We start from the raw sequence: 13426 nt of genomic DNA, 5'->3' as shown, positions 1-13426 counted from the left end.
ATTCCGACAACGTCCCACAGATAATGAGTACGAGAAATAAGGAACTTGCCGAACTTTAGTGGACGCGTTACCCCATCCTGTTTTCTCCAGGATCGATAGATAGCCCCGTACCAATTAACGCTCGTTGCACCTTGAATGTGCCTTGAAGGATGAACGCCTTCGAAAAAGTTATACCGCACCACGACTTCTTCCTTGATATGGAAATCAGCGTTCAATTATCAGGACTTAAATAATGATTAGAAGATACAGATTGAGGGCAAAAACCAGTTCAGATGTTCACCGGCCAACCGAATCTGCCTCGAGCGAGGCGGGACAGGTTACTTGAGGGGGATTGCGAGGCACGTACACACGCCGCCAGGCAGCTTGTGTCGTGGGCAAGGATGGAGATCAACGGAGGCAGCGCAAGAGCCCGGACGATGACTCTTGCGCAAGACAGGTATCAGGCGGGATCGACGACCTGAAGGGCAACGCGCTCACGACAAGGGCATTCGCCCATGTACCGGTGAGCCTCGACAAACTCGGAGAACGGGAAGACCCGGGTCTTGAGTGGCAACAGTACGCGATCGGCGGTCAGTTGGTTGATATCGCGCAATGCACGCTGCAACGCCACTTGGTCCTGGAGGATGCCCAGTTCCGGCTTGCCGGTAAAATTGCCAATGCAGTGTACGAAGAACTGAATGTTTTTCTGGAATGCCGCGCAGGCCGGGAACGGCGTCTGGTTACCGCCCTGCAAGCCATACAACACCAGGCTGCCACGGGGCGCCAGCACATCGCCCAACAGGGACATCTGCGGCCCGCCAAGGCCGTCGAATACCACGTCGACGCCACGGTTGTCGGTGAGCTTGTTGATTTGCATCAGCAAGTCCTGCTCTTCGGTGACGATGACTTTCTCGGCACCCAGCGACAGCAGGTATTCGCGCTCGTCAGCCGTCTTGGTGGCCGCAATCACCCGGACGCCCAGGGCCTTGCCCAGCTGGACAAAGGACGGGCCGGCGCAATGACTGGCATCGGTGACCAGGGCGAATTGCCCCGGCTTGACCCGCGCCAGGTCCATGTAGGCGAAATACGCGATCAGCAGCGGCGTATAGTGCACGGCCGCTTCAATCGGGCTGAGCACGTCGGGATAACGGGTCAGGGCGGTGCGTGGCAGCACGATGACTTCACCGTACACCGGGTAATCGTTCGGGCTTTCGGCCGGAAAGCTGGCGACCTTGTCACCCACGATCAGGTCATCGATGCCGTCGCCGACGGCCGTGACCACGCCGGCCATTTCATGACCCAGGCCAGAAGGCAGGCGCGCCTGGGACGACGCCAGGTTCTGGCGCCACAAGGTGTCGTACCAACTGATGCCGATCGCTTCGACACGGACCTGCACTTCTCCTGGCGCAGGAAGAGCCGCCGCATGCTCTTCGCATTTGAGCACCTCGGCACCACCAAACTTGTGAAAACGGATCGTGCGGGACATCGCAAACCTCGTCAAAGTAACCTCTAATGCCATGAACTCTATCCGGGCTTTGTAGCCAAGACCATCAGTGGCTATTAATAGTCGACATGCCTGTCATTGATTCCGCAGCAAGAAAACCGAATCATTCCTGTAAGACTTATCCCTAAGAAAATGCATTTACCCGATGCAGAGTACCAGCCTTTCCCCGTAAGATTCATGCCGGCCATTGTTCCCATATGGCCGCTCACGTCAAGCTTGCCGAATCTGCCAGGACCCCAGATGAATCGTAATGACCTGCGGCGTGTCGATCTGAACCTGTTGATCGTGTTCGAAACGTTGATGCATGAGCGCAGCGTGACTCGCGCGGCCGAGAAGCTGTTCCTTGGCCAACCGGCCATCAGCGCCGCGCTGTCGCGCCTGCGCAGCCTGTTCGATGACCCGCTGTTCGTGCGCACCGGCCGCAGCATGGAGCCTTCGGCCCGGGCGGTGGAGATCTTCGCCCTGCTCTCTCCGGCCCTGGATTCGATTTCCACGGCAGTCAGCCGCGCCGCGGAATTCGACCCGGCCACCAGCACCTCGGTGTTTCGCATCGGCCTGTCGGACGACGCCGAATTCGCCCTGCTGCCGATGCTGCTCAAGCGCTTGCGGGCCGAAGCACCGGGTATCGTGCTGGTGGTGCGCCGGGTCAACTACATTCTGATGCCGGGCTTGCTGGCGTCCGGTGAAATCTCCATCGGCGTCAGCTACACCGACGACCTGCCGGCCAACGCCAAGCGCAAGGTCTTGCGGCGCAGCATGCCTAAAGTGTTGCGAGCCGATACCGCGCCGGGACGACTGACCCTGGACGAATTCTGTGCTCGCCCCCATGCCTTGGTGTCTTTCGCAGGTGATTTGAGCGGCTTCATCGATGAAGAGCTGGCGAAACTCGACCGCAAGCGCCACGTGGTGCTGGCCGTGCCGCAATTCAATGGGCTGAGCACGCTGCTGTCGGGCACCGACATCATCGCCACCGTGCCCGACTACACCGCCGACGCACTGACCGCCGCCGGCGGCGTACGCGCCGAAGACCCGCCCATACCGGTGCGCAGCTTCGAACTGCACATGGCTTGGCGCGGGTCCCAGGACAACGATCCTGGGGAGCGCTGGTTGCGTTCGAGGATTCAGATGTTCTTCGGGGACCCCGATAGCTTGTAATGGAATTCCAGTAAATTCCATAAAACTGTTTTATAACAAGCGCTTATTGTTAATTTCAATCCACTGCCGCCTGTCTAAATCCAATGGATTCCACGACTCATGGGGGCATAATTGGGGGCAAATTTCGGTTCCTTAAAAAGGATGCCCCCACCGATGCCCCCAGATAATGCGGTTGTTTTCAAACGAAAACTCAGCGATGCCTTGATCCGCTCGCTGACCGAACCCGGTAAACACGCCGATGGCGAAGTCCCTGGCCTCTACTTGGAGGTAAGGGCGTCGAGCAAGGTCGGCAAATCCCCTTCCAAGTTCTGGCGCTTGAAGTATCGGCTACATGGCAAAGAAAACCGCTTCTCAATCGGCGCATACCCCGAAATCGGCCTGAAAGAAGCGCGCGACATTGCCCGCGGCGCACGCCGCGACGTGGCTAACCACACCGCTCCGCTCAAGGCCAAGACCGCCAAAATCGAGGCGCAACTCCTCAGCGAGGTGCGCACCTTCGAGTATGTAGCCAAACAATGGTTGGCATTCAAGTCTGCCGAACTGGTGACTAAATCCATCTCAGGGTTTAGCGGAGCGCTGAACAACCACATCTTGCCTGCCATTGGCAAAAAAACCGTCAACGAGATCAAGCTGGAGCACATCACCACGATCATTACCGATCTGCGCCGCCAGCGCACAATGGCCATGGCCCGGCGCGTGCGCACCATCATCCGTTCCGTCCTGGGCTTTGCCGAGGGGCGCGGCTGGGTGGAACGCAACGTGGCGCTCAGCAACATTGAGGAGTTGAAGATCCGCCATGTCGTGACCAGCAACCCAGCGATCGAAAGGCCAGCGGACCTGGGCAGGTTTCTGCTGCGACTGGATGACTGCAGCAACGGCAGCGTTGCCACCGCAATGCGCCTTCTGGTCATGTTGCCGGTCCGCCCGGGCGAACTGGTCCAGATGCGCTGGGAAGACATCGACTTGGTGGGCGCCGATTGGCGTTACGTGGTCAGCAAGACCAAGCACTTGGACAAGAGCAAGCACATCGTGCCGTTACCCGAGCAAGCTCTGGTGCTGTTGCGCGAGCTACATAAAACCCGCGTGGTGGATGCAGAGGACAAGGGCTGGGTGTTTGTCTCCCCTGTCTATCCGGGTAGACCAATCAATCCGACCTCCATGCTCAAGTCCTTTCAGCGTATTTGGCCGGAGTACGACATCACTGCCCACGGCTTTCGCGCCACCTACCGCACCATTGCCCATGAGCACCTAGGTATCGATCCAATCGTACTAGAACTGTCGTTATCTCACCGAATGCCAGGTGCATTGGGAGCTGTGTATGCGCGTGCACAACTGCTAACACAACGCCGAGAGGCCGCTCAACAATGGGCAAACTACCTAGACCATTTGCGGCAAAACGCGGCTCGATTGACGACAGATTGACGATGCAACGAAATTCCAGGATATGGTGACAGTGGAACCTCAAAAACGAAAAAGCCCACTCAATAAGCAGGCTCTTTATTATGACCTGGCTTTCAGCATCCAGGTTACTGAATATGGCGCGGCGGACGGGATCATAACTCACTCCCTAACTCTTTGAAATTATAAGCTTTTCATAATATCGCGTTTCATTGATGGACTGAATTGTGTACTCAATATTGATTGCTGTAAATAGCTTCGCTGGGCTTCAATGACTTGGGCGCCGAAAAGGGCCGCTTGTTCGGTAAGCCGCTGCAAGCTACTTATTTGTAGGTGCTCCGCCGCGCAACGATCGACCAAAATGATCTCACAGCCATATCGACGGCATGGCTCCACGCCCAATGACCCGCTACGGTGTTTCCAAGCTCATCTATCGCAGAACGAGGAACCTGCAGGCGGTTCATCTGCTACTCGGCCATACAAAAGCTGGAGAGCACTGTTCGATATCTGGGGGTTGAGGTCGATGACGTCCTGGAGATGGCGGAACAAACTGAGGTCTGACCATGCATAGCGACGGTCGAAGTCAGGCCGTCGCTAACCGGCCAAAAGCAGGCCCATCGCTACTCTTTAAACAAGGCTTAAACAGACCGAAATGACGCCTGGCTAGGCAGTGCAATAAAGCAAACGCTGAAAATGTGATCTGGAACGGAGAGTACCCTTGTCGAGGCCCATGCCGTGAATACTGGTTGATAGATCATCAAATACACTATCATCAGCCCACTATTTGGCAGTCCCGTGCTCCGGAATGATCAGGGCGTCCAATGGAGTCTGGGAGAGATGGATGTACCTCAATCAAAAATCCAGCCGCTGTATCTCGCTGGCCGGCGCGTTTATAATTAGCGGTTGCACTTCGTTTTGCAGAGCAAGCAGTTTTACGAAGTTACGGAGCGCCAGGCGAGCGCATCGTTCTCCGTCCCGTCGACTTTTGTACCCACCCTGCAGCGTCAATTCACAACGATCATCGAGCTCCGTTATCAGGAGCTCTTCAGGTGTACACAACCGCTTGAAACGCGCGACACGCAATAACCCATCACGAAAATTCCGAGCGTGATAAGCCGCCAGAAAAGACGGTGGCATAACAGAGCCGTTGAGCGCACAAGGCAAGGATAAACACACAGTCGGATCACCCTTGATCTCGACCATGCATCGCCAAAGATCGAAAAACTATGCAGTCGATACTGGAGAGTCGTCCCGCAGCAGACGGAACGGAAGCCGACTCCGGGCAATAAGCTCGGCAGGAGACATGCCCAGACGATTCACTCCCTCCCATAACGCGGCAGGAATCTTGATCCTTGCAGGTACTGCGCTCGGCGTTTTACTCATTTGGCCTGAAAACCGCCGTCGACATTCAAGATATGTCCGGTCACGAAGCTGGCCTGATCGGAAAGAAGCCAGAAGATCGCGTTGGCGATTTCGTCCGGGTTGCCCAGACGCTGCATTGGGTGCATGGCTTCAAGCTCTGCCTCGTTGCTGTTGATCTGCTCAGCAATGATATCAGTCCTGATGGCACCAGGCGCCACGCCATTGATACGCAAGCCCTGCGCGGCATGATCAAGCGCTGACGACTTGGTCAGACCAACCACTGCATGCTTGGTCGCGGCGTAGGTTGCACCCCATGGGATACCGTTCAAGCCGGCAATCGAAGCTAGGTTTACAATCGAGCCTTTGCCTTGGCTGAGCATCTGGGTGATTTCGCACTTCATGCAGTGATACAGACCAAGCACGTTAACCTCGATCATGTCACGGAACTGCTTGGTGTCAGATCCGTTGACCGGGGCATATTCAGTGAAAATACCGGCGTTATTGACTGCCATGTCGAGCCGACCGAAGTCTTGAACGATCTGTTCGATCATCGCTTTTACAGCCACCTCGTCAGACACGTCGTTCTGAATAAAGCGCACTTGGGCTTCGCCCGTGGCGACAGCGGAGATTTCAGCCATTGCTGCAGTTCCGACGTCTGCGCGGCGGCCGCTAATCACCACGGTTACACCACTAGCAGCGAGTTTCAATGCCACGGCTTTACCGATGCCAGATGCACCGCCAGTGACCAGGGCTACTTGATTTGTCATGAGAATCTCCAAGGTGGCTTGCAACACACAATATGCCGCTGAGAGAACTGTACGAGATATAGACTTTTTCCTCGTATGCGCAAGGCGCCAATCGACTTGCAAAGCACGCCAAGGTTCTCTGGTGTGCCTGCTCATACAGCTGGTGCCGCACAACAGGATCTGATGATTCTGCCCAGAATGGCGCTCTGACGGTGTGACGAAGCGGATCCTGCTGTGCCGGTGTTCGGTATTATGCCGGCGCATAAAATCCCTCACCCAAGTCCACGCAGCGTCCAAACTGGAAAAACCATCCTGCGGCCATTGCGGGCAGTACTTCAGCGTTCTAAACAGTGATTCCGAGTAAGAATTGTCGTTGCTGACCAGAATCAAGTGCAGGTCAAGCTCTGCCGGCGTCCCACGGTCGTGCTGTACTCGGATAACGGAGCGCCGATGAAATCCGTGGCGCTATTAAGCAAAATGTACGAGTTGGGGATTACACCTCGCGGGGCCGAGTGCGGATTTCCCGTTTTTTTTGCCGACGATCTGGTGCTGCGGGAACAGTTCGGCCAGGGTCGCCATCGCGACTTTGCCGTTGCGATCACCGAACAGCGGCACGACGATCGAGCTGTTGCCGGCGTAATAGTTGATGTACGACGCGCAGATATTCGTGCCGGCTTGGCGGGTGTGGGTGCTGTCCTGCTGGTCGAGGCCTTCGGCTTCTTCTTCGGTCCACTCAAGCTCGTCGGGTTGCGGCAGTTTGTGCACGATCAGTTCACGGCCACGGCTGTCGCGAGCGCTGCCCAGAATGTCGTAAGCCCCTTGATAGATTTCCCACTGCGGATCGTCTCGGTTGTCGGTCCATTGCAGCACCACTTCGCCGGGACGGACGAAACAGGCGAGGTCGTCAACGTGGCCATCGGTTTCGTCGAACTTACAGCCGCGTGGCAGCCAGATGATTTGTTCGGCACCGAGGTAATCGGTAAGCCTGCGGGTGACTTCGTCCTTGCCCAGATGTTGGTTGCGATTGCGGTTGAGCAGGCATTGTTCGGTGGTGAGGATGCTGCCCTGACCGTCGCTCTGGATGCCGCCAAGTTCGGCAATCAATGGGGGGGCGGTAGCGGTCGAAACGTTCGATTTCGAGGATCTTGCTGGCGATCTGTTAGTCTTTATCCCACAGGTAGTAGAGGCCGCCGTCGAAACCGCCATAGGCGTTGAATTCGAAATCGACGCCGCGTACTTCTCCATTCTGGTCATTGACCACAAAGCACGGGCCGCTGTCACGGAACCAAGTGTCGTTGAAGGTCATTTCCACGACGCGCACTTGGTGTGGCAACTGCTGGCGGGCGGTGGAGAATTGCGCGGCCGAGGCGCAGACAATGACCGGTTCGCTGTGGGAGATGGCGGTGACGATCTGCACCCATACTTTCTGCGCCGGCTTGGCGCCGTTGCGCCAGACGTCGGTGCGCTCCGGCCAGCCGAGCCAGCAGCCGGACTTGGTTTCGAATTTGCCGGGCAGACGGAAACCGTCGTGTTTAGGAGTGGAGTCGAGCAAACGTGCCATGGTCAAACCTCGTCTTCGCGATGGGAATGACCATAAGGTACGGTCCCAGGTCGCCTGCTTGCCAACGATGATTATTGCGAAACAGCTGAATTCAACTCATCGATCCGCCGCATCTGAGCGACGGCAGGGCGCTCCATTCGCACTCGCTCGCACACCAGCGCGTTTTGGCCGAGCGCGATCATGCTACAGGTGAAAGGCCGCACCAAGCGGCCGCTCTGCAAGTCCTCCTGCGCGGTGGGTTGTCGCCCGTCGCCACGCCCTGGCCTTGCGCCGCCGCTTCCAACGCCAGACCTGCATGGGGCGAAATACAACTGACGCTGCGGGCGTTGATCGCCAGCGAGACTGGTCAGTCAGGCGGTCCAGGTCTTGCCGTCCTGGTCGTCGTGGAGCGAGCAGTGGCGAGCCAGATCCTTCGGGGTTTTCAATGTGCCCTGGTTGAACAGGCCGGGACTACACACCGGGAAGAATTGCAGCGCCGGCAAGGGCCGGACGAAATAGGCGCTGCTGGCGACCGGACCGGTGCCGTAAGGTCAATCGGTTGTTCGTAGAGGTGCAAGGTGATGCGGGTAGCGCGCGTAGAAATCGGTGAGGCGGCTCATCAGCCATTTTTGCGCGAGTTTGGCGGTCACGGTTAAGCGCAGCACCGCCAGCGAGGATGGATCGCGCAATTCATCGCAGACGTCGCCGATTAATTCGAAGGCCTGTTGCAGGCTTTGCATCAGGCGCCGGGCGGCGATGGTCAGGCGAATCTGCCGGCCTTCGCGGATGAACAGCGACACGCTGAGTTGTTCTTCGAGCTGGCGGATCTATTGGCTGGCGGCTCTGTCGGTGACGCAGAGTTCAGCGGCGGCTCGGCCAAAATGCGCGTGACGGGCGGCGCATTCGAAAGTGCACAAGGCGGTCAGTGAGGGAAGTCGTTGCATGGATTTTTGAACCCCGCTTTTTATAGGGACATGCCGACTTGGGGAAGGGTGGGCGTCCAGTGCAACCGCGTTATCGTTTATCGCGAGCAGGCTCAGTCCTCAATTTGATATCCATTATATAGCCCAGGAGCAGCTGCTAATGGGATTAATTTAACTCCCAAGGACAGTCTCTAATTTATCGAAATTCCTTCGGTCAAATTTTGTTGCATGTAGGCCAGGAAACGGCGCTGGAAGAGCATCGTGTGTTCGTGAGCTGCTCGTTCGGCGTCATCAGGTTTGCGCTTCGCAATTGCTTCAATGATTTCATCGTGGTCACGCCCCAAACGCGTGCTTGTACTGGCGGCGCTGATTATGTAATCGAAATGCAGGTGCAGCAGCCGTTGGCCTTCGCCCAGGAGCTTCTCGTAATAGTTGACGAAGTAGGGGTTCTTGCCCGCCTCGGCAATCGCGATATGGAACGCCTTGTTTGTTTCGGACATGGCCTGGAAATCTCCCGACGTCACAGCCTCGAGGTAGGCCGCGTCTGCCGCACGTATGCGTTTGAGGTCTTCCTCATCGTGCTGTGTCGCCGCCAGGCGAGTCACGGCTCTCTGAATCAGGTCAAGCGCAGAGACGTAGTTGGGGAAATCCTCGATCTCAAACGGCGTGACCAATGTGGTCCGGTTGGGCAGGATCGTCACCAGCCCCTCGCTGATGAGGCGTGCCAATGCGTCTCTAACCGGCGAACGCGAAAGACCGAACTGCGCGGCAAGCGACACTTCGTCCAGTGGCGACCCTGGCTTGAGCTTGAGCGTGAGGATCTGCTTGCGCAGTTCCTCGTAGATATATCGGCCACCATGGCGCTTGGTGCTGGTCTCGGGGGGTTCGTTGCTCATTGGGTCACTCTCAGGGTGCTGACGGGTCATTTGACCGGACGCAAGATTAACACTGGCACTCGTTAAGTTAAAAACCTTCGCCCCAGGTGTCGCTCAACATAAAGCCAGCGGCCAGTGGGTCATCCGGGTCGACGCCAATCTGATGCATGCCGTACACCCAGGCCCGCCCGGTGATGCGCGGCAGCACAGCCGCACGGCCGCCCACTTCGGTCAAGCCCAGCAGTTCGACCTTGAACTCGCCACCAATGGTTGAGCGCGAAACCAGTTGGTCGCCCGGCGCCACCTGACCACGGGCACTCAAGGTCGCCAGGTTGGCCGAACTGCCGGTGCCGCAGGGCGAGCGGTCGACGCGCCCGGGGGGCAAGGTGGTGCAGGTTTGCCAGGTTGAGCGGTCGAGACGGTTGCGAAACATCACATATGCCACCTCGTTGAGGCTCTCGATCAACGGATGCTTCACGCTGACCTGGCCGTTGATGATCGTTCGCAGGCGCACACCCGCCTCCGCCAGGGCGCGGGCGTTGCCAGGCGCGATGCTCAAGCCGACCTGTTCAACATCGACCAGGGCGTAGTAGACCCCGCCAAAGGCAATGTCCACGCTGATCGGGCCGAACTCGTCGGTGTGGATGCGCGCATCCAGGTGCTCGACAAACGCCGGCACCATATCCAGTGAAACACTCACGCAGCGCCCATCCACGCATTGCGCTCGGGCAGTAACCAGGCCCGCCGGGGTGTCCAGGACCACGGTCGTGAGCGGCTCCTCCATCGGCAGGATCCCCAACTCAAGTAGGGCCGTGACCACGCAGATGCAGTTGCTGCCCGACATCGGGTGCGCTTTGTCGGCCTGCAGCACAATAAAGCCCGCTTGGGCCTCCGGACGCGTGGGCGGCAGCAGCAGGTTGACCGACATCTGCAGGCACCCACGAGGCTCCAGCATCACCAGGCGACGCAGGCTATCGTCGACCTCATTGATATGGTTCATCTTGTCGAGCATGGTCTTGCCGGGGATGTCGAGGACGCCACCGGTGATGACTTTGCCGATCTCGCCTTCGCAATGCACATCGACCAGTTGCAGCGTTTTTTTCCAGCGCATGGCGCCCTCCTTTACTTGATGTACCAGCCCCACGGCTGGTCGCTGTCGTAGCGAGTAATCTGTTTGGTTTCCAGATAATTGTTCAAGCCCCACTCGCCCAACTCGCGGCCGATCCCGCTTTGCTTGTAGCCTCCCCAGGGCGCTTCGGTGAACGTCGGCTGCGAGCAGTTGATCCACACAATCCCGGCGCGCAGACGGCGTGCCACGCGCTCTGCCCGCTCCAGGTCTCTGGACATGACCGCCGCCGCAAGGCCGAAGCGCGAGTCGTTGGCGCTGCGCAAGGCTTCGGCTTCATCGTCGAAGGGACGCACGCAAACCACCGGGCCAAAGATCTCTTCATTCCAGATCCAGCTGTCGACCGGTACATCCGCAAAGATCGCTGGGGTCAGGAAGTAGCCGGCTTCGCAGCCGACCGGCCGGGTGCCACCGTACAGCAGCGTGGCGCCCTCCTCCTGGCCACGGGCGACGGCTTGCAGGATCTTCTGGTACTGGGTGCTGTTGACCAAGGGCCCGAGCAGCACGCCGTCCTGCATGCCGGGGCCGATGCTGAGCTTACCGGCCTCCTCCACCAGGCGTTTCAGCAACGGCTCATACACGCCGCGCTGCACCAGTACGCGCGAGGTGGCCGAGCACACTTCCCCCTGGTTCCAGAAGATGCCGAACATGATCCACTCGACGGCCGCTTCAAGGTCACTGTCGTCGAAAATAATGAAGGGGGATTTACCGCCCAGCTCCAGGCTGATGTTCTTGATGTCGCGGGCGGCCGCTTGCATGATTTTGGCGCCGGTCGGCACGCTGCCGGTGAACGCCAGCTTATCGATGCCTGGGTGCTCGCTCAGCGGCGCCCCTGCATCCGGCCCGAGCCCCGTGACCACGTTCAACACACCAGCGGGCAGGCCGGCCTCATGGGCGATATGCGCCAGTTCCAGGGCGGTCAACGGCGTCAGTTCCGACGGTTTGAGCACCATGCAACAGCCTGCGGCCAACGCCGGAGCCACCTTCCATGCGGCCATCAGCATCGGGAAATTCCAGGGGATGATCGCCCCGGCCACGCCCATCGGCTCTTTGCGGGCGATGCAGGTGAAGCGCTCATCGGCCAGCTGCACGTTCTGCTCTTGCCGGGTATCCAGTTGTTCGGCGAGGTCGGCGTAAAAATCGAAACAGCCCGCCGTGTCGCCGATATCCCATTGGGCCTCGGGGAACGGTTTGCCGTTATCTTGCACTTCAAGCGTCGCCAATGTGTCCAGGCGCTCGCGGATACCGCTGGCGATGCGACGCAGGATAACCGCCCGTTGTGCACCGCTGGTCTGCGGCCACGGCCCCTCGTCGAAGGCCTTGCGCGCAGCCTTTACCGCCAGGTCGATATCGGCGGCCGTGCCAGCGGCAACCTGGGCCAACACGGTTTCATTGCTCGGGTCGAGGGTCGGGAACGTGCCACCCAGGGCAGGTTTGACCCATTGGCCGTCGATGTACAGATGCTCGTAAGACTTCATGGAAAACCTCAGTTGAACGCAAAGCGCCGGGCGCTGAAGGGGGTCAGGTCCTGGGCCGGTGGGCGGCCGCTGACCAGGTCGGCAATCAGGCGCCCGGTGGTGGCGCCGAGGGTCAACCCAAGCTGGCCGTGGCCGAACGCCAGGAAGACATTCTTCAAGCGCGCGCTGCGGTCGATCACCGGCTTGGTATCCGGCAGGAACGGCCGATAACCGATGCCGTACTCGACGTCGTCGAGTTTCAATTGCGGAAGGATCTTGCGCGCCTTTTCCAGAATGATGTCGGCGCGCTTGAAGTTGGGCTCGGCATCCGGCCCGGAGAACTCGATGGTGCCGCCGATCTGCAGCCCACGGGTCATCGGCGCGAAACAGAACCCGCCATCGGCATAGATCACCGAATGACGCACTTCGACACCCGAATGGGGTAACAGCACCTGGTAGCCGGCGATGCCAGCCAGGGGCACCGAACCACCGATCTGGGAGAAAAACTGCCGTGAGCCCGTACCCGCCGCAATCACCACATGGTCGGCCGGGTGGCGCTCACCGTTGTCCAGGGTGACGCCACTGGCGCAATCAGCGATTTCGTCGATACGTTGAACCTGCCCGCGTACACGAACACCGCCTTGCTCAATAAAGCTTTGGGTCAGGGCGGCAATGAACCCCTTGGTGTCACTGACCGCGCGCCAGTCCGGGAACAGCAGGCCGTGGCTGAATTTTCCCGCCAGGGCCGGTTCCAGGTCCGCGATCGCCGCACGGTCCAGCACTTCGGACTTGAAGCACAGGGAACGCCGCAGGTCCATATGCGGGCCTTCCTGGGCCAGGCCTTCAGGTGTATCAAACACCTCAATGATCGGCCGCTCGCCCATCAGTGATTTATCGGAGCAGCGCTCCAGCAGCGGAGCGTAGTCTTCGTAGACGTGGTGAGTCAGGGTCGCCATCTCATTGGCAATATCGACGATGCGCGAATGCCGGGCGCAGGCCACGAAGCGCAGAAACCACGGCAGGATCCCCGGCAACGCGCTGGGCCGCAGTGCCAGCGGGCCCTTTTGGTCCAGCAGCCAGCCGGGTATTTTTTTCAGAATGCCCGGCTTGGACAGCGGGATGACCTCGCTCACGGCCATCTGCCCGCAACTCCACTTGGCGGTGCTGTCACCCGCCGCCTCTGGATCAATCAGCGTGACCCGGTGGCCTTCGCGCTGCAGGTACAAGGCGCAGCAGACCCCGACGATGCCGCCGCCGATAACGACAGTCGCTTGGCCGTGGGTGGGCGATTGCGTGTTGATCATAAAGCCCCTCGATTAGCGCAGAACCTGCATACATGAACCCGCATCGGCATGGAGCGC

At 58.9% G+C, this 13426-nt stretch carries 8 protein-coding genes and 3 pseudogenes; 2 read left to right on the top strand and 9 right to left on the bottom strand.

Annotation, left to right across the window (positions count from 1 at the left end; translation table 11 throughout):
- Positions 1-439: 439 nt before the first annotated feature.
- Positions 440-1465 carry a zinc-dependent alcohol dehydrogenase family protein gene (locus ACMTA2_RS17720; RefSeq protein WP_413791030.1) on the bottom strand — a complete coding sequence of 342 codons (1026 nt, stop codon included), beginning with the start codon at positions 1463-1465 and terminating at the stop codon, positions 440-442.
- Positions 1466-1723: 258 nt separating this feature from the next.
- Here ACMTA2_RS17720 and ACMTA2_RS17715 point away from each other — a divergent pair, with 258 nt between their 5' ends.
- Entirely contained in the window at positions 1724-2638 is a 915-nt protein-coding gene (locus ACMTA2_RS17715) for a LysR family transcriptional regulator (protein ID WP_072405519.1), read from the top strand.
- 153 nt (positions 2639-2791) lie between these two features.
- A complete protein-coding gene (locus ACMTA2_RS17710; protein ID WP_413791029.1) occupies positions 2792-4060 on the top strand; it encodes a tyrosine-type recombinase/integrase in 1269 nt (422 codons plus the stop codon).
- 1355 nt (positions 4061-5415) lie between these two features.
- Here ACMTA2_RS17710 and ACMTA2_RS17700 read toward each other — a convergent pair.
- The 8 genes and pseudogenes from ACMTA2_RS17700 to ACMTA2_RS17665 all read right to left on the bottom strand — a co-directional run bounded on the left by ACMTA2_RS17700 (position 5416) and on the right by ACMTA2_RS17665 (position 13369).
- Complete coding sequence (locus tag ACMTA2_RS17700; protein ID WP_413791028.1) at positions 5416-6165, bottom strand: SDR family NAD(P)-dependent oxidoreductase; 750 nt, start codon at positions 6163-6165, stop codon at positions 5416-5418.
- A gap of 115 nt (positions 6166-6280) precedes the next feature.
- Positions 6281-6525, bottom strand: a pseudogene (locus ACMTA2_RS17695) (integrase core domain-containing protein); the annotation flags it as partial.
- 129 nt (positions 6526-6654) lie between these two features.
- A pseudogene (gene aguA, locus ACMTA2_RS17690) lies at positions 6655-7705 on the bottom strand (agmatine deiminase); the annotation flags it as partial.
- A gap of 71 nt (positions 7706-7776) precedes the next feature.
- A pseudogene (locus ACMTA2_RS17685) lies at positions 7777-8628 on the bottom strand (LysR substrate-binding domain-containing protein).
- A 170-nt stretch (positions 8629-8798) separates the two neighbouring features.
- The gene (locus ACMTA2_RS17680; RefSeq protein WP_413791027.1) at positions 8799-9503 is read right to left on the bottom strand and encodes a GntR family transcriptional regulator; all 705 of its coding nucleotides are present in this window, start codon (positions 9501-9503) and stop codon (positions 8799-8801) included.
- A 67-nt stretch (positions 9504-9570) separates the two neighbouring features.
- Positions 9571-10593, bottom strand: a complete 1023-nt coding sequence (locus ACMTA2_RS17675) for a proline racemase family protein (RefSeq protein WP_413791026.1) — start codon at positions 10591-10593, stop codon at positions 9571-9573.
- 11 nt (positions 10594-10604) lie between these two features.
- Positions 10605-12086, bottom strand: a complete 1482-nt coding sequence (locus ACMTA2_RS17670; protein ID WP_413791025.1) for an aldehyde dehydrogenase family protein — start codon at positions 12084-12086, stop codon at positions 10605-10607.
- 8 nt (positions 12087-12094) lie between these two features.
- A complete protein-coding gene (locus ACMTA2_RS17665; RefSeq protein WP_413791024.1) occupies positions 12095-13369 on the bottom strand; it encodes an NAD(P)/FAD-dependent oxidoreductase in 1275 nt (424 codons plus the stop codon).
- Between the last annotated feature and the right edge of the window lie 57 nt (positions 13370-13426).

The sequence above is a fragment of the Pseudomonas medicaginis genome, from assembly GCF_965119365.1.
Taxonomy (GTDB): Bacteria; Pseudomonadota; Gammaproteobacteria; order Pseudomonadales; family Pseudomonadaceae; genus Aquipseudomonas.
This window is presented reverse-complemented; position numbering and strand designations above follow the sequence as displayed.